The 25,292-nt window shown below is 39.2% G+C and carries 23 protein-coding genes; 16 read left to right on the top strand and 7 right to left on the bottom strand.

Features of this window, described 5'->3' with window-relative positions:
- Window position 1 precedes the first annotated feature (1 nt).
- The 4 genes from FHS59_RS20120 to FHS59_RS20105 form a co-directional block, all read right to left on the bottom strand.
- Entirely contained in the window at window positions 2-790 is a 789-nt protein-coding gene (locus FHS59_RS20120) for a metal ABC transporter ATP-binding protein (protein WP_184497451.1), read from the bottom strand.
- Window positions 787-1,701, bottom strand: coding sequence for a metal ABC transporter solute-binding protein, Zn/Mn family (locus FHS59_RS20115; protein WP_184497449.1), 915 nt, complete (start codon window positions 1,699-1,701; stop codon window positions 787-789). The genes FHS59_RS20120 and FHS59_RS20115 overlap by 4 nt, the downstream gene beginning before the upstream one ends.
- On the bottom strand, window positions 1,698-2,360 hold the full coding sequence (locus tag FHS59_RS20110; RefSeq protein ID WP_184497447.1) for a metal-dependent transcriptional regulator: 663 nt from the start codon (window positions 2,358-2,360) through the stop codon (window positions 1,698-1,700). Before FHS59_RS20110 ends, FHS59_RS20115 begins: the two co-directional genes overlap by 4 nt.
- Window positions 2,361-2,680: 320 nt before the next feature.
- Entirely contained in the window at window positions 2,681-3,805 is a 1,125-nt protein-coding gene (locus tag FHS59_RS20105; protein WP_184497445.1) for a glycosyltransferase family protein, read from the bottom strand.
- Between the two features lie 20 nt (window positions 3,806-3,825).
- On the opposite strand from FHS59_RS20105, the gene FHS59_RS20100 reads away from it, so the two are divergent.
- Both FHS59_RS20100 and FHS59_RS20095 read left to right on the top strand, forming a co-directional pair.
- Window positions 3,826-4,641: a 2,3,4,5-tetrahydropyridine-2,6-dicarboxylate N-succinyltransferase gene (locus FHS59_RS20100; protein WP_184497443.1), complete on the top strand. Its 816-nt coding sequence runs from the start codon at window positions 3,826-3,828 to the stop codon at window positions 4,639-4,641.
- Between the two features lie 10 nt (window positions 4,642-4,651).
- Window positions 4,652-5,254 (top strand): tetratricopeptide repeat protein, encoded by a 603-nt coding sequence (locus FHS59_RS20095; protein WP_184497440.1) that lies wholly within the window; start codon window positions 4,652-4,654, stop codon window positions 5,252-5,254.
- Window positions 5,255-5,424: 170 nt separating this feature from the next.
- Here FHS59_RS20095 and FHS59_RS20090 read toward each other — a convergent pair whose 3' ends face one another.
- Entirely contained in the window at window positions 5,425-6,135 is a 711-nt protein-coding gene (locus FHS59_RS20090; protein ID WP_317168216.1) for a tetratricopeptide repeat protein, read from the bottom strand.
- A 226-nt stretch (window positions 6,136-6,361) separates the two neighbouring features.
- On the opposite strand from FHS59_RS20090, the gene FHS59_RS20085 reads away from it, so the two are divergent.
- The 6 genes from FHS59_RS20085 (at window position 6,362) to FHS59_RS20060 (ending at window position 12,644) form a co-directional block, all read left to right on the top strand.
- Window positions 6,362-6,769 carry a DUF4332 domain-containing protein gene (locus FHS59_RS20085; RefSeq protein WP_184497438.1) on the top strand — a complete coding sequence of 136 codons (408 nt, stop codon included), beginning with the start codon at window positions 6,362-6,364 and terminating at the stop codon, window positions 6,767-6,769.
- A 90-nt stretch (window positions 6,770-6,859) separates the two neighbouring features.
- The gene (locus FHS59_RS20080; protein ID WP_184497436.1) at window positions 6,860-8,404 is read left to right on the top strand and encodes a helicase HerA-like domain-containing protein; all 1,545 of its coding nucleotides are present in this window, start codon (window positions 6,860-6,862) and stop codon (window positions 8,402-8,404) included.
- 33 nt (window positions 8,405-8,437) lie between these two features.
- Window positions 8,438-9,652, top strand: a complete 1,215-nt coding sequence (locus FHS59_RS20075; RefSeq protein ID WP_184497434.1) for a BaiN/RdsA family NAD(P)/FAD-dependent oxidoreductase — start codon at window positions 8,438-8,440, stop codon at window positions 9,650-9,652.
- Entirely contained in the window at window positions 9,649-9,996 is a 348-nt protein-coding gene (locus FHS59_RS20070; RefSeq protein WP_184497432.1) for a hypothetical protein, read from the top strand. The genes FHS59_RS20075 and FHS59_RS20070 overlap by 4 nt, the downstream gene beginning before the upstream one ends.
- 133 nt (window positions 9,997-10,129) lie before the next feature.
- On the top strand, window positions 10,130-11,095 hold the full coding sequence (locus FHS59_RS20065; protein ID WP_184497430.1) for a YheT family hydrolase: 966 nt from the start codon (window positions 10,130-10,132) through the stop codon (window positions 11,093-11,095).
- 43 nt (window positions 11,096-11,138) lie between these two features.
- A complete protein-coding gene (locus tag FHS59_RS20060) occupies window positions 11,139-12,644 on the top strand; it encodes an FMN-binding glutamate synthase family protein (RefSeq protein WP_184497428.1) in 1,506 nt (501 codons plus the stop codon).
- 153 nt (window positions 12,645-12,797) lie between these two features.
- On the opposite strand, the gene lhgO is transcribed toward FHS59_RS20060, so the two are convergent.
- The gene (lhgO, locus tag FHS59_RS20055; RefSeq protein ID WP_184497426.1) at window positions 12,798-13,997 is read right to left on the bottom strand and encodes an L-2-hydroxyglutarate oxidase; all 1,200 of its coding nucleotides are present in this window, start codon (window positions 13,995-13,997) and stop codon (window positions 12,798-12,800) included.
- 113 nt (window positions 13,998-14,110) lie between these two features.
- On the opposite strand from lhgO, the gene FHS59_RS20050 reads away from it, so the two are divergent.
- The 8 genes from FHS59_RS20050 (at window position 14,111) to FHS59_RS20015 (ending at window position 23,657) form a co-directional block, all read left to right on the top strand.
- Window positions 14,111-16,639: a DUF5686 and carboxypeptidase-like regulatory domain-containing protein gene (locus FHS59_RS20050; protein ID WP_246388525.1), complete on the top strand. Its 2,529-nt coding sequence runs from the start codon at window positions 14,111-14,113 to the stop codon at window positions 16,637-16,639.
- Window positions 16,640-16,661: 22 nt separating this feature from the next.
- Window positions 16,662-17,231 (top strand): hypothetical protein, encoded by a 570-nt coding sequence (locus tag FHS59_RS20045; RefSeq protein ID WP_184497424.1) that lies wholly within the window; start codon window positions 16,662-16,664, stop codon window positions 17,229-17,231.
- Between the two features lie 113 nt (window positions 17,232-17,344).
- On the top strand, window positions 17,345-18,529 hold the full coding sequence (locus FHS59_RS20040; RefSeq protein ID WP_184497599.1) for a 6-bladed beta-propeller: 1,185 nt from the start codon (window positions 17,345-17,347) through the stop codon (window positions 18,527-18,529).
- A 109-nt stretch (window positions 18,530-18,638) separates the two neighbouring features.
- Window positions 18,639-20,588 carry a threonine--tRNA ligase gene (gene thrS, locus FHS59_RS20035; RefSeq protein WP_184497422.1) on the top strand — a complete coding sequence of 650 codons (1,950 nt, stop codon included), beginning with the start codon at window positions 18,639-18,641 and terminating at the stop codon, window positions 20,586-20,588.
- Between the two features lie 86 nt (window positions 20,589-20,674).
- Window positions 20,675-21,229 carry a translation initiation factor IF-3 gene (infC, locus tag FHS59_RS20030; protein WP_074224012.1) on the top strand — a complete coding sequence of 185 codons (555 nt, stop codon included), beginning with the start codon at window positions 20,675-20,677 and terminating at the stop codon, window positions 21,227-21,229.
- 25 nt (window positions 21,230-21,254) lie between these two features.
- Complete coding sequence (gene rpmI, locus FHS59_RS20025; RefSeq protein WP_184497419.1) at window positions 21,255-21,449, top strand: 50S ribosomal protein L35; 195 nt, start codon at window positions 21,255-21,257, stop codon at window positions 21,447-21,449.
- Between the two features lie 104 nt (window positions 21,450-21,553).
- Window positions 21,554-21,898 carry a 50S ribosomal protein L20 gene (gene rplT / locus FHS59_RS20020; protein ID WP_026951716.1) on the top strand — a complete coding sequence of 115 codons (345 nt, stop codon included), beginning with the start codon at window positions 21,554-21,556 and terminating at the stop codon, window positions 21,896-21,898.
- Window positions 21,899-22,022: 124 nt separating this feature from the next.
- Complete coding sequence (locus FHS59_RS20015) at window positions 22,023-23,657, top strand: apiosidase-like domain-containing protein (RefSeq protein ID WP_184497417.1); 1,635 nt, start codon at window positions 22,023-22,025, stop codon at window positions 23,655-23,657.
- 25 nt (window positions 23,658-23,682) lie between these two features.
- Here FHS59_RS20015 and FHS59_RS20010 read toward each other — a convergent pair whose 3' ends face one another.
- Window positions 23,683-24,999 (bottom strand): Nramp family divalent metal transporter, encoded by a 1,317-nt coding sequence (locus FHS59_RS20010; RefSeq protein ID WP_184497415.1) that lies wholly within the window; start codon window positions 24,997-24,999, stop codon window positions 23,683-23,685.
- Window positions 25,000-25,292 lie beyond the last annotated feature (293 nt).

The raw sequence follows: 25,292 nt of genomic DNA, 5'->3' as shown, positions 1-25,292 counted from the left end.
GTTAGCTTTTTAATGGATTGAAGTCTTTTTGCTTGATCAGGTCAGTGACTTTAGTAAGTAGGTTGAGTTTGCCACCATAGGTTTTGCGAAGCATTTCCTCAGACATCACCTGATCATTTGGGCCTGAGGCAACCAAGTGCATGTTGAGCATAATGATCCAATCGAAATAATTCATGGCTGAATGGATGTCATGGTGCACAACTATGACGGATTTGCCTTTGGCTGTCATTTCTTTCAACAAATGAAAAATGGCTGTTTCTGTAGACATGTCCACTCCGGCAAAGGGTTCATCCATCAAGTACAAATCTGCTTCCTGAGCTAATGCTCTCGCGATAAATACCCGCTGCTGTTGCCCTCCAGAAAGCTCCGAAATTTGTCTATTCACAAAAGACATCATGCCTACCTGATCCAGGCAACTCAATGCAATGTCTTTTTCCTTTTTACCGGGTCTTTTGAAAAGTCCCAGCTTTCCATAGGTGCCCATCATGACCACATCGAGAACAGAAGCAGGGAAATTCCAGTCCACAGATTCCCTTTGGGGAACGTAACTGATTTTGGAGCGAACCTCTTCCAGCGTTTTATCAAATACTTTGACATAACCGCTGCTAGGAGTGACTAGGCCCATAATCGCTTTGGTAAGTGTGGATTTACCCGCTCCATTGGGACCTAAAATCCCGATCAGTTTTCCTGAGGGAATACTAAAATCTACATTCCAAAGCACTGGGCTTTGATCGTAGCTGACGATTAAATCGTGGATTTCGAGAATTGGATTATCTACTTGTGTGATCATGGGTTCAGGCTTTTAAAGATGGTTTGAAGATTGGTTTCTACCATTCCTATATAAGTTCCGGCAGGAGTGTCGGCAGCATCAAGGCTGTCTGTGAATAATGGTCCTGCCATAATGATTTGATGGTTTTGATTCGCGCAACCGGCAACCACAGCTTCTATTGCTTTGGGTGAAATGGTTTGCTCCGCAAAAACTGCATGTATATTTCTATCTACTATAAATTGAATCAGACCTGTCAAATCTCTTAATCCAGGTTCACTGAGAGTGGATAGACCTTGTAGTCCTTTTACTTCCAGATCATAGGATTTTCCAAAGTAGGCAAATGCATCGTGGGCGGTAATCAGAGCCTGATTGCTGCTTTTTAAAAGATCAACTTTGCTTTGGATTTCCTTGTCTAGGGCGCTCAGTTTTTTGAGATAAACATCTGTATTTGCCTCTATTTTCTCTTTCCATTCCGGCTTCCAAAGGATCAACTCCTTTGAGACATGTTGCAGGGCCAAAGACCAAAGTTTAACATCAAACCAGATATGTGGATCTACGCTGTGAGCCTCTGGACCGGATCTTAAAAGTAAATTTTGTGGGAGTTCATCGGCTGCATTGATCAGGTTTTGACTATAGGCGAGTTTCTCGAAAATCTCCGTCATTTTACCTTCCAAAAACAAACCATGGTAGATTACAATATCACCTTCCTGAAGAAGGTCAAGATCTCTGACGGAGGCTTTGTATAAATGTGGATCTACTCCTGCAGGCATCAAGGCTTTTACTTCTGCCAGGTCTCCGACCAAATTTCTGACCCCATCCGCAAGGATGCTGGTGGTGGCCACGATCAGTGGTTTTTCCCGAAGGGTTTTGTCTTCTCTTTTGCAAGAGAAAAGACAGGTGAATAGGAGTAAGAGGACTATTGTTTTTCTCATGACTGAATGACGAGAATATTTGCTGCAACATCCTTGGACATAAAGAGCGTTTTTTTCTGATCCACGAGAATTTCCAGTGAACCATCAAACTCCACTTTGTCCAAAACTTTGATTCTTGCACCGATGTATGCACCGACTTTATCGAGGTATCTGAGGAAGGCAGCGGAGCTATCTTTTACTGCGACGATCTGACCAGTCTGGTCAATTTCCATTTCATTTAAAGCCACTCTCGGTCTTGCTCTCACATCCCCAAATTCATCAGGAATGGGATCTCCATGAGGGTCGAATTTTGGATAGTTAAGATAAGCGTCTAATCGCTGAATGAGTAGGGGAGATTGGATGTGTTCCAGTTCCTCGGCAACCTCATGAACCTCGTCCCAGGCGAACTGTAATTTGTCCACCAAAAATACTTCCCAGAGCCTGTGTTTCCGGATCGTCTGAAGTGCACGTTTCTTCCCTTCTTCGGTGATGTTTACACCATAATATTTCCTGTATTCGATCACCTCTTTGTCTCCAAGTTTTCTGAGCATATCGCTGACGGATGCAGGTTTAGTTTTCATCTCTGCAGCGACATCATTTGTAGAAACACTTTTGGTTCCTCCCTCAGATAGGTGATAGATGGCTTTGAGGTAATTCTCCTCGGCGGTGGTCATATTCATAGTGATCCAAATTAATTGTGATAAAGGTAAAAATATATTTAGATATATCTAAATAAAATATTGATAATACCTAAATCGGCTGTTGATAAGTCGATTTCGAATGTTATTTCGATTTTAGACATATCTAAAATAAAAATTAGTCTCTGATAAATAAAATACTAATAAATTGAATGACAATTAAATAGGAATTGGAAATCCGCTTTTTGGAAGAGGATTTATGAGAAAATTGAAAATGAATGGGAGTTTCCGTTTGCCGAAAATGAGTGTAAAAAATAGGGAATGGGTGGATAACTTTTGTGGATATCCACAAGAGCTAATTCTTAAAGAAAGGAGGAAATGAGTTGCAGAAATGATTCTTCCTGGGAGCTCCAAAGAATTTCCTGACCTGGTGATTTTGTAAAAAATTGCTGTTGAATGTTCTGTTCAAATGAAGAAATAGCATCTTCAGCCGAATGGAAATCTATTCCAAATCCGGCCGTGTATTGGGCAAGAAAAGATTCCCATTTCTCATTTTTGGAAACCAAAACTGGAGTTCCCAGCGCTAGTGATTCAAAAAGTTTGGTGGGCATTTTACCTTGAATTGCCGGATGGTTTTGATAAGGTAAAAGTGTAAAATCAGCCTTCAGAATTTCATCTAAAATCAATTGATGATCGATGGGATTTGAGTCAATTTTCAGGCTTATTCCAGAGTGTTTTTCGGCTTCAATTTCTATGGTTTTTTGGAAGCTTTTTAAAGGAACATGTCCGATGATTTGAAGGGTGGATTCCGGATATTTTTTTGAAATGGAATTGAAAAAACGGATCCCTTCCAAGGTTCCAAAAGCTGGAGTGATGGTTCCGGAAATCAAAAAATGAAAGGCCTTTTTATCAAGGTAATCGAATGGGTTTTTCGGGACAATCTTTCCTGAAAATTTATTTTCCAGGATGAGATTCGGTTTCTTCTCAGGCATCTCTTTAGCATAGCATTCTTCAGCCAACAAGTAAAAATCAATCCCTTTAACTGATTCGGATTTTCGGATGATTTGCCTTGCTTTTGCCTTTTGGAAAGTGGATAGACTTGGGTTTAATTCCAGGTTAGCGAGGTAGTTTTCCTGCACATCATAGATCAATCGGAAACCTAGAATATGCTTGAAAAAAGAGGCGATTTTTAGGTATTCATAGGTGCAACAGATCAGGATTTTTGGCCGAACCTGTAGGAGTGTTTTTAAAAATCTAATTTGTGAAAGAAGTCTTTCTCTTTTTGAAGATTTGCCATTAATGGAAGGGTAACACTTAAATCCATCTTGATTTTCCGGCTTTTTCTTAGAAAATCCTATGATGTTTAGATCGTATCTATTTGTTTCACGCAGTGAAATGCCAAGCTTTTCCCAAGCTCTTGTATCTTTGAGCGGCTTCAGGCTGGATGCAATTAAAATTGGGATTTTGGAAGCTTGATTTTGACCCATAAACGAAACTAATTAAAATAATGGAACTAAAGACCATCATCGAAAATGCTTGGGATAACCGAGAACTTTTAAAAGAAAAAGAAACACAGTTGGCAATCAAAACTGTCATTGATGACCTGGATACCGGTCAATTGAGAGTAGCTGAGCCTTTAGAAGATGGAAGCTGGAAAGTAAATGACTGGGTTAAGAAGGCGGTGATTCTTTATTTCCCAATCCAAAAGATGCAGACCATCGAAGTTGGTCCTTTTGAATTCCATGATAAGATGGCTTTGAAAACCAATTATGCGAAGCAGGGTGTCCGAGTTGTTCCTCATGCTGTGGCAAGATATGGCGCATATTTGGCGAGTGGAGTGGTTATGATGCCAAGTTATGTTAATATCGGAGCTTTTGTGGACGCTGGCACAATGGTTGATACTTGGGCTACTGTCGGATCATGCGCGCAGATCGGCAAAAACGTACATTTAAGTGGTGGTGTAGGAATTGGAGGAGTTTTGGAACCAGTTCAAGCGGCTCCTGTGATTATTGAAGATGGGGCATTTATCGGTTCCAGAGCAATCATCGTAGAAGGAGTTAGAGTTTGTAAAGAGGCTGTGATCGGAGCAGGTGTGACCTTGACTGCCAGTTCAAAAATTATAGACGTGACCGGATCAGAGCCTGTAGAATACAAAGGAATAGTACCTGAGAGATCGGTTGTTATTCCAGGATCCCTTCCAAAAGAATTTGCAGCGGGAACTTACCATGTTCCTTGTGCGATTATAATAGGGAAAAGAAAAGCTTCTACTGACCTTAAAACATCACTGAATGATGCGCTAAGAGATAATAGTGTAGCAGTCTAAACCAACTAAGATGAAAAAGTTAAATCAAGTCCTTATGATGGCAGCAATGGCCAGTATGTTATGGGCTTGTTCGAAACCAAATCAGAATCCCGGAGATAAGTATTTTAATTCCGGAGATTACGCAAAAGCAGTTTCAGAATATTCGGAAAAATTGAAATTCAATCCAAATGATGTGCGAATGCTCTATAATAGAGGACGTGCTTATGAGGAGCAGAATGATTTTGAAAATGCTAAAAATGATTTCGAAAAGGCATTGGAACTTGATCCAAATAATTTTCAAGTCCTTTTGAGTCTAGCGAATCTTCACCATAAGGAAAAGAATTATACCAATGCTCTCTTATATGCGAGTAGAGCAGAGGAGATTCCTGGAGCTCCGGCAATGGCCTCTTTTATAAAGGCCAGAGCTTTGCATCAAATGGGCAAATCTCAAGAGGCTTTGACCTCTTATGCCAATGCGATCAAAAGAGATAAGGAATTTGGACAAGCTTATTACAACAGAGGATTGTTGAAAGTTGCTATGGGTAATATTGGGAGTTCCTGTGAGGACTTTCAATTGGCAAATGGCTTGGAATATCCAGGCGCCAAGGATGCACTTGACAAATATTGTAAATAAAAAAAAACCGGCGCTCCTGCCGGTTTTTTTATGTCTTTTTTATTCTAGCTCAACAGATAAGATTGAAGAGTGTCTTTTTTATTTCATCAAACTTCCGTCTCCAGTCTTCGGTCCTCTGTCCATAAAACAAAGAACGCCCTCATTTCAAGATTGAATAAAATCAAGCTATATCAATGAGTATGCTCAGGTTCAGCCTGATGATCGCATAAAACTTCAGATGCTAATCTTCCGCTTCCTCCACAGGTTTTACAAGCACTTACTTCTTTTAGCGAACCTTCGCAAACAGGGCATGTAAGCCTTCCTTTGCCGCTACAGCGTTCACATTCGAAATATTCCACGATATTGAATATGTTCTTTTTAGTGATCATTCCGGTGCCTCCACATCTGCTACAGCCTACCACGCCTTTGGCTTTACAATAGTCACAATCCTGCTGGATTTCCTTTTTGCCGTCACAGGAAAAGCATACTTTGTATCGGTATCCTTTTCTATCGCAAAGTTGACAGGTTTGAATCGCATGAAGTGGTCCTTCAAGCTTTTCCTGTAGTTCTTTGGCACCATCGTAATGCTTTCCTGTAAAGCCGGAAAGCTCCAGGTATTTATTCAGAAAATTGGCTGAGTTATCATACTGGCCTAATTGAAACAAGGTCTCTGCAAAGTAATAAGGCATTTCCTCGGGAAGAGGAAGTCCGGAGTCGATCAAATTCCTGAAAATTCCATTGGCACTTTCATAATCATTTCGCTCCATGGCAGCGACAGCAGATTTCATCCAACTATCGGTCTGGCCAAGATTTGGTCCGATTTGACCATAAGATTTCAAACTTACACTGAAAAGCAGAATCAGAATTGAAAGGATCGGGAGAGAGGGTATTTTAGAATTCACTGATTGATGTTCTTATTATTCAAGCAATAAAGATAGATCATTTGGGAAGTAAAAGTTAAACTTTACAAAGCCCATATTTTCCGATAAATTATTGAAAATGGATTTTGGAAGATAAAAATTGTCTTTATTTTAGGCCTACGAATAGATTCTGGCATTATTAAATGCTTTGAATATCTAATTCGAATTTATTTTGATTTTAACTTTAACAACTTAAATCCAAACGATTATGGCAAAACCAATCACAATGATTGAAAGTATCGGTCCGGTAATGAAAGAAAAACTAGCTGCAGCCGGTGTTACTTCTGTAGAAGGATTATTAGAAAAAGGTGCAACCAAGGCAGGAAGAAAGGCAATTGCTGAAGCTTCAGGTTTAGATGAGGGTAAGATTTTGGATTGGGTGAATATGGCAGATCTTTTCAGAATTGACGGAGTTGGAAGTCAGTTCGCTGAATTACTTAAAGCTGCTGGAGTAGATACAGTTAAGGAATTAAGAAATAGAAACGCTGAAAATCTACATGCTGCATTGGTTAAGACTCAGGAAGAAAAAGGCTTGACCAGAGCTGTTCCTGCAGCTTCTCAAGTAGAAAAATACATTGCTCATGCTAAGACATTAGAGCCAGTAGTTACATACTAAGATTTTTGTAAATACCTTTTTTATTGAAAAACCTTTTTGCCCATGGCATCAAGGTTTTTTTTGTAGTTTAGAATTCAAATCTTTTTCCCCATGAGTAAAATAGAATCATTTAAAAGTCATTTAGCTGAAGGTCAGGTATATAAAAAAGATTATATCGTTCTGGGAACAGGTATTTTAGATGGAGTTCCTGTAGAAAATGCTCAAATTAAAGTACCTCTTAAGACGCTAAACAGGCATGGCTTAATCGCAGGAGCCACGGGTACAGGTAAGACAAAAACCTTGCAGGTGATTTCAGAACAACTTTCCTTAAAGGGAATCCCTTCTGTCCTAATGGATTTGAAAGGTGATTTATCCGGATTGGCTCAGCCTGGAACCCTAAATGATTTTATTCAAAAAAGATCTGATGTCATCGGAGTGAAATACAATCCCATGGGACTTCCGGTAGAATTAATGTCTATATCAGAGGAAAAAGGAGTAAAGCTAAAAGCAACCGTTTCTGAATTTGGCCCCGTACTGATTTCGCAGATTTTAGACCTTAACGATACCCAGCAGGGCGTGATAGCAGTGGTTTTTAGGTATTGTGATGTGAATCATCTTCCATTGTTGGATCTAAAAGACCTTAAAAGAGTGCTTCAATACATCACCAATGAAGGGAAGGAAATCATTCAGAAGGAATTTGGACAGGTATCATCGGCATCTGTGAATACCATTATGAGGAAAATCATTGAGCTGGAACAGCAAGGTGCTGAAAGATTTTTTGGGGAGAAATCCTTTGAGGTACAGGATTTTGTGAGAACAGAGAATGGAAAGGGTGTAATTTCGGTAATCAGACTGACTGATATTCAAAGTACGCCGAAGCTGTTTTCTACATTTATGTTGAGCTTGCTTTCAGAGATATATGAGACATTTCCTGAGCAAGGAGATTCTGACCAACCTAAGTTGTGTTTGTTTATAGATGAAGCCCATTTGGTCTTTTCAACAGCTACTAAAGATCTGTTAGAAAAAATTGAAGCAATCGTCAAACTGATCCGATCAAAGGGAGTAGGGGTCTATTTTTGTACCCAGACACCTACCGATGTGCCAGACAGTATTTTAGGTCAGTTGGGTTTGAAAGTACAGCATGCATTGAGAGCTTTCACAGCGAAGGATCGAAAGGCAATCACCAAGACTGCGGAAAACTATCCTGATTCAGAATATTATGAAACTTCAGAGGTTCTGACCAATATGGGTATTGGAGAGGCTTTGATCACAGCTTTGAATGAAAAGGGAATACCAACTCCATTGGCTCATACCTTGGTAAGAGCGCCTATTTCCAGAATGGATATCCTGACAGAAAGTGAAATTGATACTTTGGTGAGAAGCTCAGAATTGGTTTCTAAATACAATGTAGATTTGGATCGGGAAAGTGCTTTTGAGATGCTGAATGAGAAGCTTGAAGAAGTGGAAAAAGCGCAGGAAAAGGCAAAATTACCAACGCCTACTATTCCTAAGCCAAGCACTAGAAGAAGAGCGAAAGAAGAGGAATCCTTGATTGAAGAATTGAGTAAAAATACCATGATCCGTCAGTTGGGAAGAACAATTTTCAGAGAGCTGACAAGAGGTATCTTAGGTTCATTTTCCGGTAAAAGAAGATAGTCATAAATGGCTGTAAATTAAATTGATATAGGATTGAAAATAGCCGTCATTGGTGGTGGAGCTGCAGGCTTTTATGCAGCGATACATGCAAGTAATAAAGGGAATACAGTGACAATTTTTGAGAAATCACCCAAGCTTCTCTCAAAGGTTAAAGTCTCTGGTGGGGGCAGGTGTAATGTGACCCATAGACCTTTGGAAATTTCCAAGCTTGTCAAGAACTATCCAAGAGGGGAGAAATTCCTTAAAAAAGTATTTAGGCATTTTAAGTCTGATGATACGATAGACTGGTTTGAATCACGTTCAGTACCTTTGAAAATAGAAGAGGATGGTAGGGTTTTTCCGGTTTCTGATAACTCACAGAGTATCATTGATGCTTTACTGGCAGAGGCAAATAAGCTGGGAATTCAGATTAAGACTTCTACAGGAATTAAGGAGATTTTTAATGAAGGAAATGGCTTCCAATTAGTATCTGATAAAGGAAATTTTACCGTGGATTCCCTAATAATTGCCGGAGGAGGTCATCCAAAACTGGATGGCTATTCGTTTATGAAGCAATTAAAGCATAAAATTTTGCCACCGATTCCTTCTTTGTTCACATTCAATACACCTAAGGAGCCGATTAGAAAGTTAATGGGTATTTCCTTGCCAAATGCGCATGTGAAAATAGAAGGAACTAAACTGAATTATAAAGGACCATTGCTAATTACCCATTGGGGAGTATCAGGTCCAGCCGTGTTGAAGCTTTCTGCTTTTGGTGCGGAGTGGTTAAACGAACATCAGTATCAAGCCAAAGCTATAATCAACTGGAATTCAGATTTTCAGGAGCAAAATTACTTGGATCACTTGTATTCCTATTCTACGGCGCATCCAAATAGAAAGGTTTTCAATTATCCACTTTTTGAAATTCCGGGTAGACTTTGGGAGCATTTATGTGAGCTTTCTGAAATAGATAATACCCAAACTTTTAATGGAATGAGTAAAAAGCAATTCAATAAATTGGTACAGAATCTTTTTTGCCATATTTTGAAGGTCAATGGAAAAACTACCTTTAAAGAGGAATTTGTTACCGCTGGTGGAATTGCCCTCGAAGAAGTGAATCCTGAAACTATGGAAAGTATACATCACCCAAATCTATACTTTGCAGGGGAAATCTTAAATATAGACGGCATTACGGGAGGTTTTAATTTCCAAGCGGCTTGGTCCACTGGTTATCTAGCCGGTATATCATCTGTAAAAAGTAATTTATGATACAAACTTCTACTGATTTAAATCTTAAAATTCTGGCGATAGCCGATGGAGATGAGGATTTCAAACTAGAACTCACCAAAGCGATTCATACTGGACTTATCGAGCTGAAAACCGTGTACAAGCAAGGGAATGATGCAAAAGATGAGGTTACCATTCAGCAGATACGCCATAAAATGAAACCTACTTTAGTAATGTTTGATTTTGATGAACTAATCGTGGAAATGCAAATTGGAAAAGACATTGTCGAGTCTGAAGGTTTTACCGATCGTTTTTCTGCGCATGTATTGAAAATGGATAAATTGGTGGATGCAGAAATAGAAAAAGTAGGAATGCTATTAAAATAAAATGGAGCTGCACATGCAACTCCGCTTTTTGTATAATTATTACCCTATGAAGAAAGCCCAAAGGTAATTTCTTACTTTTCTACATTGATTATCTAATCATGAACTTCTTGTAAAGGAATTGATTTATCTACACATGCCAGTTATTCAATCAACTTATCCCGGACCGCCGACTTTTTTATTCAATGGGCACTTGGAGACCATTTTTCCAAGTATTTACCGCAAAATAGAAGGTGTCACTTACCAAAGAGAAAAAATCGATACCCCAGATGGTGACTTTTTAAATTTAGATTGGTCCAAGGTGGGTTCCAGTAAACTTCTTGTGATTTCCCATGGGTTGGAGGGAGATTCTCAGCGTCATTATGTGAAAGGGCTGGTCAAGCTTTTCAACCAACATCAAATCGATGTAATGGTTTGGAACAACAGGACTTGTGGGGGTGAAATCAATAATCTGCCCATACTATATCATCATGGTGCAAGTTATGATCTAGAGACAGCCATTAACCATGTATTGAATTCATCATCCTATCAGGATCTTTTTCTGGCGGGGATCAGTATGGGAGGCGCACAAACCCTGAAGTATTTAGGTGAGAAAGGTGATTCTCTTCCCGTGGAGATAAAAAAAGCTGCGGTTTATTCTACTCCCTGCAATCTTCCTTCCAGTGCAGCAACACTTAAAAGGAAAGCAAACCTGTTTTACAAAAAGAGATTTCTTGGAAAGTTGAAAAAGAAAATCCTGGCAAAAGGAGAACAGTTTCCAGATTTAATTGATTTGAAATTGCTGGAAAAAATCAAGGATTTCGATCAGTTTGATACCTTATTCACTGCCAAACTTCATGGATTTACCGATGCTCAGGACTTTTATCAGTCTGTTTCTGCTGACAATTGGATGGAAAACATAAACATTCCTACCTTGGTCATCAATGCCAAAAATGATCCGCTTTTGGGGCCTGAATGCTATCCTGTCGAACTGGCAAGAAATAAACCAGAGCTAATTCTGGAAATGCCAAAAAGAGGGGGACACACAGGATTTGTATTGAAGGGCAAAGAATTTACCTGGGCGGAATACAGACTTTTGGAATTCTTAACTCAAGAAAACTAAAATTGAATTTGTTAGTTTTATAATCTGTCCTAGATAATTACTTATGAGAACCGTTTTTTTTACTGGCGCATTTATCCTGATCCTGATCACAGGTTTATCGATCTATTTCTTTGGCTTGGGATATATTTTTTTAGGAATCTTAATTGTCCTGTTGCTGGTAGGGCTTTATGATGTGCTCCAAAAGAAGCATGCTATCTTAAGAAACTTCCCAATCGTAGGGCATTTCAGATATATGTTTGAGGCGATTTCGCCGGAAATCCAACAATACTTTATTGAGAGCAATACCGACGGGAGACCATTTAGCAGAAACCTACGCTCATTAGTTTACCGTCGCGCAAAAAATGTGAATGATACACATCCTTTTGGAACGCAGCGGGATATTCATGGGGAGGATTATATGGCTTTAAGACATTCTATCTATGCCGTTAAACCCATAGAAGAAGAGCCTAGGATTACCATTGGGAGTCAGTTTTGTGAACATCCCTATTCAGCTTCCATTTTCAATATTTCAGCCATGAGTTTTGGATCCTTGAGTTCAAATGCTGTTTTGGCATTGAATAAAGGGGCTAAAAAAGGGAATTTCTATCATAATACCGGAGAAGGAGGAATTAGCAACCATCATCGTGAAGGAGGAGGAGATCTGGTTTGGCAGATCGGGACAGGTTATTTTGGTTGTAGAGATAAGCATGGGAATTTTGATGCAGAAAAATTTAAGGAAAAGGCAAATTGGCCGCAGGTCAAATTAATTGAAATCAAACTTTCCCAAGGAGCAAAACCGGGACATGGAGGAGTTTTACCAGGTGTAAAAAATACCGAGGAGATTGCTCATATAAGAGGAGTGAAGCCAGGTACCACCATCATTTCTCCTCCAGCTCATACTGCTTTCTCTAATCCAAAGGAGCTTGTGGAGTTTGTGGCAAAACTTCGGGAGTTGTCGGGAGGAAAACCGATTGGTTTTAAGCTTTGCATAGGCCGTACAGAGGAATTTGTATCACTCTGCAAGGAAATGGTAGCCCATCATATTTGGCCGGATTTCATCACGGTAGATGGGGCAGAGGGAGGAACAGGAGCTGCACCTCTGGAATTTTCAGACAGTGTGGGATTGCCTTTGGAACCTGCCTTGATATTTGTAAACGGTACGCTTGAGAAGTATCACCTGAGAGATCAGATCAAAGTGATTGCCTCCGGCAAAGCAATTTCAGCTTTTTCGATTTTAAAGAACATTGCTCTTGGAGCTGACCTCTGCAATTCAGCAAGAGGCTTTATGTTTAGCTTGGGATGTATTCAGGCTTTGCGATGCAATACCAATGAATGTCCTACGGGTGTGGCAACCCAGAATGCCAGCTTGACCAAAGGTTTGGTAGTGACTGACAAATCAGAGCGTGTGTATAATTTCCATAAAAACACGATTCATGCAGTGCAGGAATTACTTGGGGCTACGGGACATACCCATACTTCTGAGATCAGTATTCATGACCTTGTCAAAGGGGATGAGATGGTGAAGCTCGCCAATAGGTACTTCCCGGATACAGTGAATACCCAAGTGTAGATTTAGATTTAAAACCTTCCCATAAAAGCTATGAAAGGCAACCTTTGAGGTTTTTTCTAATCTCGAAGGTTTAATATTTCTAGCCAAAAAGAGAGCTAGTAAAGAGATAAATTGCGCCGTAGCGCCTTTGCGGGAATATTTTTTAGAAAATCCTTAAAACCTCTTCAGCGCTAATTCGGCAACAGTTCCACCGATGGAAAGCGAACTCGTCGCTGCAGGAGAAGGGGCATTAAGCACATTGATGGCATATTTAGACTCCCTAATGGCAAAATCATCCAAAAGTCCTCCAGTTCTATCACAAGCTTGAGCACGTACACCTGCGCCGCCATCAACCAAATCAGAAGATTGGATTTCAGGGATCAACTCCTGAAGAGCTTTGGTGAATGCTGCCTTAGAGAAAGATCGATACATTTCCCCAAATCCAGTTTGCCAGTATTTTGCAGCTACTTTTTGGAACCCTGGCCAAGCTAAACTTTCCGCCAATTCTGATAAATTGATCTGGGACTTTTTATATCCTTCTCTTTTGAAAGCTAACACAGCATTGGGTCCTGCTTCTACTCCGCCTTTCATCATACGTGTATAATGCACGCCTAAAAATGGAAAGTTGGGATCCGGAACAGGATAAATAAGGTTTTTAACCAAGTACTCTTTGTCTGCTTTTAACTTGTAATATTCTCCTCGAAAAGGAATGATTTTAACATCAATAGGAGACTCTTCATTCATTTGAGCCACCTTATCGGAGTAAAGTCCAGCACAGTTAATTACCAGCTTGGATTTGAATTCTCCCTTTGAAGTTTCAATGTAATTAATTGATTCCTTGTGGTTGATAGATAGAACTTTATGATTTAAAAATATTTCACTGCCACCTTGAACAATTTTTCGGCCATAGGCCAAAGCCACATTGTAATAATCGACAATTCCAGTTTGCGGAACGTGGATCGCTGCCACTCCGGCACAGTGTGGTTCGTATTCTTTCAACTCCTCAATTGTAATGGATCTTGTCCCGGTCAATCCATTTTGAAGGCCTCTTTCCTGAAGTGTATTTAATAAAGGAATTTGTTCTTGACGGGTTGCTACAACAACTTTTCCCGTGATTTCAAATGGGATTTTTTCCTCCTCACAAAATTGAATCAATTCATGATAGCCATTGATACAGTTGGTCGCTTTTAATGATCCAGGCTTGTAATAAAGGCCAGAATGGATCACACCACTGTTATTTCCTGTTTGATGTTTGGCGAGTTGATCCTCTTTTTCCAGAATAGCAATCTTCAAAGCAGGGTTTGATTTTTGGATTTTTAATCCTGTCGCCAATCCAACGATTCCACCTCCAACAATAACAATGTCGTATATCATATTCAATTATTTTGTGCCCCAAATATACAAGGCCAAATCCCATTTTCATGAGCTTCCTGTGAGTTCTCAAATTATGCATTGTGAATTTTTAACAAAACTTGAATGATTTCCTCATGTATAGAATTTATCTTGCAGCCGATTTTGATTTTGGAAATCACCAACGAATGATCCGAACACTTCTTTTTTTACTTTCCTTTCTGTTTTTGACAGAAGCCTCTGCACAATTTCTGGTAAAAGGTAAGGTTACGGATGCCGAAACTGGGGATCCAATCCCTTTTGCCTCAGTTTTACTAAAAGGCACCACTATCGGAATGAATACCGATTTTGAGGGGAATTATTCCTTGAGTTCCCAGTCACTTCCTGATAGTATTTTAGTTAGCTACATTGGATATTTAACCCAGTCCAAAGCTCTTGCAAATACAGCCGAACAAACGCTGAATTTCCAGTTGAGACCCTCTGATTTTGAGATGGAAGCTTTTGTTTTTGAATCAGGAGAGAATCCGGCATTTGATATAATAAGGAAAGCTGTGGATCGTAAAAAAGACTTTGATAAGAGGAGTTTAAATGCCTATGAAACAAAGAACTATACGAAGATAGAAGTTGATATTGATCATGTTTCTGAGGAGTTTTCTCAAAGAAAATCTGTGCAGAAAGTCACTTCTGTTTTGGATAGTATTAAGCAGTTGACCAATGATGAAGGGGAGAAGATTTTGCCCGTATTTTTTTCAGAGACACTTTCCAAATTCTACTACCGAAATAACCCTGAACTTCGGAAAGAAATTGTAGAAAAATCCAAAGTAACCGGAGTGGGGATTACTGATGGTTCCACTACTTCCCAGATTACCGGATCAGTATTTCAGGAATATAACTTTTATAAAAACTGGCTGAATATTCTGGAAAAGGATTTTGTCTCTCCAATTGCCGATGGGTGGAAAGCCTTTTATGATTATGATTTGCTGGATTCAGTTTTGGTGGGACAAGACAGTTGCTATAAACTGCAAGTTTACCCGAGAAGAGAGCAGGATTTGGCTTTTTCAGGGACTATTTGGATCAATAAGGAGACTTATGCGCTGAAGCAGGTGGATTTGACGATTCCAAAAGAGACCAATTTGAATTTTGTGGAGCGGATTAAAATCCAGCAGGAATTGGTGCCCACCACGGCAGGTCCTTTGATCCCATCCAAAAGTAGGATTTTGATCAAGATAGGGCAGGTGACGCCAAAAACAGCCGGTTTATTGGCTAAGTTTTATACCTCTTCCGATAGTGTGAAACTGGGGGAACCAGAACCAACATCATTCTTTAATCAGGCTGTAGAATTAAAACCGGATTTTGATCAGGCCACAGATGAGTTTTGGCGGCAAAACAGGCAGGATCCATTGAGTGCGGAAGATCTTGCGGTGCTTCAAATGGTGGATACCTTAAAGAAAATCCCAATTGTCAGGTTTTATTCCGAAGGCTTAAAGTTCTTTGCTACAGGTTATTTAAAGCATGGGAAAATTGATGTAGGACCTTGGCCCGGGTTTTTCAACTATAATAATGTGGAAGGAATACGTCTTGGAATGGGATTTCGTACCAATGCGGATTTTAGTAAAAAATGGCTTCTGCAAGGCTATTTGGCCTATGGATTCAAGGATGAACGGTTTAAATATACAGCCTCAGCCACCAGGATTTTGGATAGGGCTCATTGGACAACGATGAGTTTGACATCTCAAAGAGAGATTGATCAAGTGGGTTTGGAAATAGCCAGTTTGGAAGGAAATAGCATCTTTTTGGCAGCTAGTAGATTCGGTACTTTGCGAAGACCTTATATAACGACGAATCATCGGTTAAACTTCCAGAGAGAATTATTCAAAGGTCTTTTATTTAGTGCGGATGCCAATGTTTCCCAGTTTGATCCATTATTTGATTTTTATTATCTGGACAAAGACACAAGGGATTACCGATCCAGATTTGAGACTACCGAGGCAAGGTTTGCTTTGCGCTATGGTAGGGATGAAATTATCATTATCAATGACAATGAGCGGGTTTCTTTTGGTCCATCCAAGTGGCCGATTGTTCAGGTGAATTATGCCAGAGGCTTACGATGGTTAGGAGGGGATCTGACCTATGATAAGTTGAGCTTTTACCTCTATCAACGTTTGAATATGGGTATGCTGGGAGTTTCCAGGTATGAGTTGGACGCTGGGAAAGTATTTGGAGAGGTGCCTTATCCTATCCTCAAAAACCATTTGGGGAACGAGACCCTATTCTATACTTCTGCAGCGTTTAATACCATGAATTTCAATGAATTTGCTTCAGATCAGTATGTAAGCTTGCGATATAGACATTTCTTTGAAGGTTTCCTGCTAAATAAGATTCCAGCAATCAAGAAATTGAAATGGAGAGCTGTGGCAAATGCCAATGTATTGTTTGGTTCGGTACAGGATAAAAATATCAGCAATGTGCCTAATATCGATCCGGAAGGAAATCCTTTGGAGACTTTCGGAAGATTAGATCCTACCAAACCCTATGTGGAATTGGGCTATGGAATAGAAAATATCTTTAAATTCTTCCGAGTAGACTTTTTCCATCGGATGACTTATTTGGATAGTCCTGAAGCAAAGCCATTTGCAGTAAAAATCAGTGCTCAGATAATACTGTAGTATTTTTTATTATTTTAGCTGAATGAAAAATGAAAGAACTTTATTCAACCCACTTTTAGCCATTATTTGTGCTTTATTTTTTTCTTTTTCTAACGAAAGTCTGGCTCAAACTAAGGCAGTGACCTTTACTGCAAAAAATGCAGTTTATCTAGATCTTGGAGGGAATGCGGGTCAGTATGCCTTTACCTATGGGAGGGTTTTCCATCAAAAAGGGAAGCTAAAGCTAAGTGCAAGTGCAGGATTTTCCATGTGGTATCAAGGATCAGGTTCTAATACAAGATGGCTCCCTGCTATTCCAGTTGAACTAACCGCGTTCTATGGTAGGTCAAACCACCATTTGGAATTGGGAGCTGGAGTTACTTCTTACTTAGGCAGTAGTTTATATTTTGACCAGGAAACATTTGAAACAGTCGATAAGGTGGTTTTTGGTGCAATCCTTCCTGTTAGAATTGGATATAGATACCAGAAGCCTGAAGGGGGATTTTTTTTTCGAGTAGGATATACTCCATTAATTAATATTCCAATTAGAGAAGGCAAAACTTGGAACCTTGAGCCAAGGTTTGCAGGATTGAGTTTTGGAAAGAGTTTTTAAACCAATTGTCTTTTTATACTTAAAATGCTTGATCCCCATTTTAAAAGAACCATTTAGCGAATAATGAAACAATCAAAATATAATGAAGCAGCCTTTCTTTTTTACTTCTCCTTATATTTAGCGTTTTTGTTTCCTGTACTTCAGAAAAGGAAAGTTCAGATGAACAAAGTGATGGATTAGAAATCATCAAAATTGATCTCTCTGAAGCCAGAGAAGGGAAACTATCAGAATTTTTTGAGCCAGAAATCGAATATATCTGGTTAAAAGATGATTCAGAGGATGCTCAATTAAGCGGTGGATTACACAAAATTATTTTTCATGAAGATAAAATCCTGACCTTGGATATTTTTGGCTGCCATTGCATCAAGATCTTTGATAAATCGGGCAATTACCTATCAAAAATCCGAGCATATGGAGAAGGGCCAGGGAAATATTTAGACCTTGATAATTTTATTGTTGTTAATGATGAAGTTTTAGTCTTGGGAGTTTACCCACCAAAATTGATGTGGTTTTCTTTTGAAGGAGATTTATTGAGAGAAGAAAAACTGAAGAGTAGTTTAACTGCCGGAGTATTTTTAGAATCAACCAACAGGCACTATTTTTTTAAAGCACATCATCAAGCTGAAGATTTTTTGGTCTTAAGTTTCAACTCGAGTTTTAAGGATACCACATTTTATTTCCCGAAAAAAACTGACCAGTATTATGGTAATTATTCTAGTCGGGATAATTTCATAGACAATTCCGAAGAAGTTTATTTCAGCATGGCGTTTCAGGATACCATATATAAGTTGGAGGAAAATGTGTATGCTCCAAAAATGGTTTTAGACTTTGGGAATTATGGCCAAGATATTTCTGAGTATAAGATGAAAATGGATGATTTGGAAACCATGGAGCGAATGGACTTTATTAACAAAAAAGCAAAACTCCATTTTGTACCTAATTTTTGGTTTGTTACAGAGCGATATTTCTATTCAGATTTCAGGTTTGAAGGTCGTATGTTTAATGTAATTTTTGATAGGAAAACTCAAAAGACGGAAGTACTTGATTACGGAATAATCAATGATTTGGATGAGGGGTATAATCCTCATTTATTTAATTATAGATATGATGAAAATAAAGTTGGGCTAAGAATCTCTGGCAAGGATCTTTATGAAATCTTAGAAAAAAAGAAGGAAGAACTAGGGCCGGAAGCTTTTGAAGAATATATAAAAGGAAAGGGTAAAAACTTAGCTCAAGCAGCTTATGCAGCCAAAGATTCCGAAAACCCTGTGCTTATTATTTATACTCCGAAGAAATAACGTTTCTTTTTTGTATTCCTTTCCCATAAATTTTTTGGTTGCAAAGCCTATTTGCATATTTGCAACTTAAACCAAATGCCTGTTTGTATGGGCAGAAATAAATTTACAAATGTCACAACAAATTAAAATCACCCTTCCGGATGGCACTGTGAAGGAGTTTGAAAAAGGAACAACCGGTCTACAGATTGCTGCCAGTATCAGCGAGGGTTTAGCCAGGAATGTTCTAGCAGCCAAAGTAAATGGTCAAGTTTGGGATGCCACTAGACCTATTTTTGAAGATGCAAGTGTTCAATTATTGACCTGGAACGATGGAGAGGGTAAAAACACCTTCTGGCATTCTTCCGCTCACTTATTGGCAGAAGCACTTGAAGCTTTGCATCCAGGTATTAAATTCGGTATCGGTCCTCCGATTGAGACCGGTTTTTACTATGATGTCGATTTTGGGGACAAAACCTTGGATGGGTCTGAATTAGAAGCCATTGAAAAGAAAATGGTGGAGCTGGCTCGTGAGAAGAATGAGTACATCAGAAAAGAAATTTCCAAAAAGGATGCTGTAGCTTATTTCCAGGAAAAAGGGGATGAATACAAACTGGATCTTTTGGAAGGTTTGGAAGATGGTACTATCACATTCTATGAGCAAGGAAACTTTACCGATTTATGTAGAGGGCCACATATTCCAAATACAGGTTTTATTAAAGCTGTTAAGCTGACAAATATCGCCGGTGCTTATTGGAGAGGGGATGAAAACCGTAAAATGTTGACCCGTATTTATGGAGTAACATTTCCTAAAGCCAAGGAACTTACTGAATATTTAGCGCTAATTGAAGAAGCGAAAAAGCGTGACCATAGAAAACTCGGAAGAGAACTTGAATTGTTCACTTTCTCTGAAAAAGTAGGAATGGGGCTTCCACTTTGGTTGCCAAAAGGAACCCTATTGCGAGAGCGTCTGATCAATTTCATGAAAAAGGCGCAGGATAAATCTGGCTATCAGCAGGTGACTACTCCTCATATTGGGCATAAAGTTTTGTATGAAACTTCAGGTCATTATGAGAAGTATGGAAAGGATTCTTTCCAGCCAATTGCAACTCCTCATGAAGGTGAAGAGTTTCTATTGAAGCCGATGAACTGTCCGCATCACTGCGAGATTTACAAGCATAAGCCACACTCTTATAAAGAGTTGCCAATTCGATATGCAGAATTTGGAACTGTTTATCGCTATGAGCAAAGTGGTGAATTGCATGGTTTGACCCGCGTTCGAGGATTTACTCAGGATGATGCGCATATCTTCTGTCGTCCGGATCAGGTGAAAGAAGAATTTATCAAGGTGATTGATTTGGTATTGTATGTTTTCAAAGCGCTCGGTTTTGAGGATTATACGGCACAGATTTCCTTGAGAGATCCAGAAAATCCTGCTAAATACATAGGAGGGGATGAGGCTTGGAACAAGGCGGAATCTGCGATTATTGAAGCAGCAGCTGAGAAAGGGTTGGAAACTGTTACTGAGCTTGGCGAGGCGGCTTTTTATGGTCCTAAACTGGATTTTATGGTCAAAGATGCCTTGGGAAGAAAATGGCAGTTGGGAACTATCCAGGTAGATTATCAGTTGCCTGAACGTTTCCAATTGGAATATATCGGATCGGATAACCAGAAGCATAGACCAGTGATGATCCACAGAGCACCATTTGGTTCTTTGGAGAGATTCGTGGCAGTTTTAATTGAGCATTGTGCGGGTAATTTCCCATTGTGGCTTTCTCCAGAGCAAATCAATATTCTACCTATTTCTGAAAAGTATGTAGCGTATGCGGAGGAAATAAAAGCTATTTTGGAAGATGCCGGTATAACTGGATCAATTGATAATAGAGATGAAAAAATTGGTCGTAAGATCAGGGATTCTGAAGTGAAAAAAGTACCTTTTATGTTGATTGTGGGGGAAAAGGAACAGGAAGAAAGGATTCTTTCAGTCAGAAAACATGGTGAAGGCGACAAGGGTAACTACTCTCCGGAGGAGTTTATAGCGTACTTTCAGGGAATTATTTCGGATTCTTTGAAAAAGTCATAATCTGTGAATAATCGAATAAGTTTTTCTTAATTAGAAATTATTCCGATATTTGCAGGCAATTTCATAAAAAAACAATCTAATCAAACTTGAGAAACAACAGACAACCATACAGAGGTAGACAAGAGGAACCTTATAAAGTAAACCAGAAAATCAGAGCGCGAGAGGTGCGAGTAGTGGGTGAATTCGTAGAAGGAGGAAACGCATTACTTCCAACAGACAAAGCAATCAAACTAGCTCAGGAAAATGATCTGGACCTTGTTGAGATTTCTCCAAATGTTGATCCACCAGTTTGTAAAATTCTTGATTATGCGAAGTTTAAATACGAGCAGAAAAAGAAGCAGAAGGAAATCAAAGCCAACGCTGCAAAGGTTGTTTTGAAAGAAATCAGATTCGGTCCTAATACCGATGAACATGACTTTAATTTCAAAGTAAAGCATGCGATCAACTTTCTGAAAGAAGGGGCAAAAGTAAAAGCTTACGTACACTTCGTGGGCCGTACGATTGTCTTCAAAGAAAGAGGAGAGATGCTGTTATTGAAATTTGTTCAGGCTCTGGAAGAATACGGAGCAGTGGAGCAGCTTCCTAAAATGGAAGGAAAGAGAATGAACATCTTTATTGCACCGAAGGCAGGTAAAAAATAAATTTCAACTAAATAAATACAGCAAAATGCCAAAAGTAAAAACCAAATCAAGTGCAAAGAAGAGGTTCGCTTTAACGGGAACCGGCAAAATCAAAAGGAAACACGCTTTCAAAAGCCACATCCTGACGAAAAAATCTACTAAAAGAAAGAGAGAATTAACCAAAGCTGGTCTAGTTCACACTTCTGACGAAGGTAGAGTAAAAGACATGTTGAGAATCTGATCAACCTGTTTTAAAAATTAATTAAGGTTTATTTATTCACCAGACACTTTGGTTAACAAGATTCCGAATAGCTCGGAGCACCAAGCGTCAAAAAACAAAAAACTATGCCTAGATCAGTAAACGCGGTAGCGTCAAGAGCAAGAAGAAAAAAAGTGCTAAAGGCCACTAGAGGTTATTTCGGAAGAGGTAGCAACGTTTGGACTGTAGCCAAAAACAAGTACGAGAAAGGACTTCAGTACGCGTACAGAGACCGTAAAGCGAAGAAAAGAGAATTCAGAGCTTTGTGGATTCAGCGTATCAACGCCGGTGCTAGAGAGCACGGTGTGTCTTACTCTCAATTAATGGGATTGTTGAAAAAAGCAGAAATCGAACTTAACCGTAAGGTTTTGGCTGATTTAGCTATGAATCACCCAGAAGCATTTAAAGCTGTAGTTGAAAGAGTAAAATAAGGTTGCACTACCTTATTTTGCAGAAGCCTTCCCTCGGGAAGGCTTTTTTGTTTTTAAGCATTTTTGATCCATTTTTTCTAACTTTTGATTTCCAGATATCTGTTTTTCAATAAGCCCATAACATATGAACCTTAAAGTATTTTGTCTAGGAATAGCCTTCCTCTTCGCATCCCACATTTTTTCTTTCGCCCAAACAAAAAAATACGATCGCTTTGAGTACAGTTTTTCGAGTTCAAAGGAATATGAAAACCCTATTTATGAGGTTGGGGTTTTTGATATCACTTTTACCTCGCCTTCAGAAAGAGTAAAAACCGTCAGAGGCTTTTGGGATGGAGGAACTACCTGGAAAGTCAGATTTATGCCTGATGAGATTGGTACTTGGACATTCCAAACCACTTCATCTGACAAAGAAAATAATGGATTACATGAGGTAAAAGGAACTTTTGAATGTATAGAGAATGAAAGTGAGCTTGATTTATTAAAAAAAGGGAATATTGTTCATAACAAAGGGACCTACCATTTGAGTCATGCGGATGGGACTCCTTATTTTTGGACCGCTTGTACTGCTTGGAATGGAGCTTTGAGATCGACTGATGAGGAATGGACTTACTATTTAAATCATAGAAAAGAGCATCATTACAATACCATTCAATTAGTAACTACCCAATGGAGAGGTGGATCGGCAAATGCAGAAGGAGAATTGGCTTTTACCGGTTCAGGGAAAATCTCTATCAATCCCAAGTTCTTCGAAAGGATCGATCAAAAAATAGAAGAAGCCAATCAAAAAGGGCTATTAGTCTCACCTGTAATTTTATGGGCACTTCCATTTGGCCAAGCTACCGAATTGAGTCCAGGTTACTATCTTCCGATCCGTGAAGCCGTTTTATTGGCCAAATATATAGTGGCCAGATATCAGGGAAATCATGTTTTATGGACTTTGGGAGGCGATGGGAAGTATTATGGGGATTTGGAAGATCGATGGAAGTCCATCGGTTCTCAGGTTTTTGGAGAAAGAAAACATCAAGGATTAGTCACCTTGCACCCACATGGATTGAGCTGGATTGGGGATATTTATGAAGATCAGGATTGGTACGATCTGATCACTTATCAATCTTCTCATAGCAATTCAGAAAACACTGTTAACTGGATCAATAAAGGACCTATCGTCAATCAGTGGTATAATCTTCGTCCCATGCCTCTGATTAATACGGAGCCGAATTACGAGGAAATATTTTTTAAGATCACAGCAAAAGACGTTAGAAATGCTTCCTACTGGAGTGTTTTTGCGGCTCCTCCTTCGGGGATTACCTATGGAGCCAATGGGATCTGGCCTTGGCTGAGGGAAGGGGAAGATATAGAAAATCATGAATCTGCTATTGGCACTCACAGCTGGAAGGAAAGCTTGGATTTCGAAGGAAGTAAGCAAATAGGCTATTTAAATGAATTCATAAATCAGTTTGATTGGTGGACTTTTAAACCTGCAAATGATTTATTGGTCGAGCAACCAGGAGATGACAAATTTGATGAATTTATTGCTGTGGTGGCCAATGAGGATCATTCTAAAATTATGGTTTATTCTCCAGTAAAACAGGTGATTAAGCTATATAACTTAAATAAAGATTTATATCAAATTCGTTGGTTTAACCCAATTACTAATACCTATAGTGATGGAACATTAAATGCAGAAGGCTCTACTTTAGAAATTGAAAACAATATGGATCATGATATGGTGTTGATACTAGAAAAGATAAAACAATAGGAGGGGATTTCTGATATTAATTCTCTTAGAAAAGCTTCACAATTCCATAAACCGAAACCAAGCCAATAGAAAGCACGCTGACCCAAAAAAGAATGGCAGAAGATAAACTGGAAGCTAATTGAAACTTGCTATTGTTTTTTCGGAATTGGATTGCAGCAAAAACTACTAACAGCAATAATGCAGAACCTACCACTCCTCCGAAAAGAACCATAAATGCGGGCAATTTGATAAATGCAAAAGCCAATGACCATAGAATAGGCAGAACCCAAGCGAGGATTGCTACAGCTGATTTTTTTGATTTTGGATCCTTCCAATTGATCCATCCAAATCGTCCAAATACATCGGGAAGAAGTCTGGTCCAATAGGCTAATGTTGCGAAAACGCTGGAAAAAAGGACGAAGAACGCTCCAATAATATAGATGAGACTTACTTGCTCGCCCATTGATTTGGTGTAGATATTCGCAAGAGTTTCTAAAAGTTCGTTTCCACTTGGTATTATTTCATTTCCATAGAGAATGGAGGCTCCTAAAAGGTAAAATGCAGCCGTGACGAGGGTATAAATAAACATCGCAACAATTGCATCTAAATACATGACTTTAATCCACCCTTCCGCTCGATGTCTCCATTCAGGGCTTCCATCACTTTTACCAGTGTATTTGGCATAGCCTTTTTCTAAGCACCAATACGAATAGGCAATAATTTCATCGCTGGCCACGCCTGTAATTCCAAAAGCACCAATTGCTACAAAAATCAATTCGGAAGGTAATTGGAAAGTTAAGCCACTCAATATATCTGAAATTGAAAATGCAAAGGGACTATATAGCAGTGCGATAACAGAGGCTAAAGTGAATAATGTAAAACAAAGGACCATTAACATGGAAGTCCTCTCTACGATTCTGTAATAATTACGATAGATGAGTAAACTGGTAACTGCTCCTAATAAAAATGCGATGACAACTGGCGAAAGCTGAGGTAAAATCATATTTAAGGCAATTGCTGCACCGCCGATCATGCCTCCCAATTGGATGATTTTGAAAAGTGTTAAAATAAATGTGGTCCAAACTGCCCAGTTTTCAGGCCCTGGAAGTCTGGAAAATGAGGCCATTAAAGGTTTGCCGGTTATGATAGCATTCCTGCCAAATTCTAACTGAATAGCTACTTTAACAAAACAACTAACCAGAATTACCCAGAATGTAATAAAGCCTCCTGTAGCACCAAGAACTGTGGTGGCGATTAATTCACCTGAACCGACAATAGAGGCAGAAAGAATAAATCCTGGTCCAAGGAATTTGAGTTGATCAAAAAATAGAGTAGGGGGATTCTTTATTTTGGGTGATGTCATCCTTTAAAAATAGGAAAATAATCTCCTCTTTTTAAGATTGATACAGCGTTAAAAAAAGAAAAAGGCTTCCATTTCTGAAAGCCTTTGTAGTCCCGAAGCTTTCGGGAGGAGTTGAACCTGTGTCCGCCGTGGCGGATATGTGTCCTGCGCTCTATTTGATTAAAATGAAAAAGGCTTCCATTTCTGATAGCCTTTGGAGTCCCGAAGATTTCGGGAGGAGTTGAACCCGTGTCCGCCGCGGCGGATATGAATCCTGCGCTCTATTTGATTAAAAAGAAAAAGGCTTCCATTTC

Origin of the sequence: Algoriphagus iocasae, from assembly GCF_014206875.1 — a bacterium.
Classification (GTDB): Bacteria; Bacteroidota; Bacteroidia; order Cytophagales; family Cyclobacteriaceae; genus Algoriphagus; species Algoriphagus iocasae.
The sequence above is the reverse complement of the archived record's forward strand: the minus strand, read 5'-3'. Positions and strand labels throughout refer to the sequence as shown.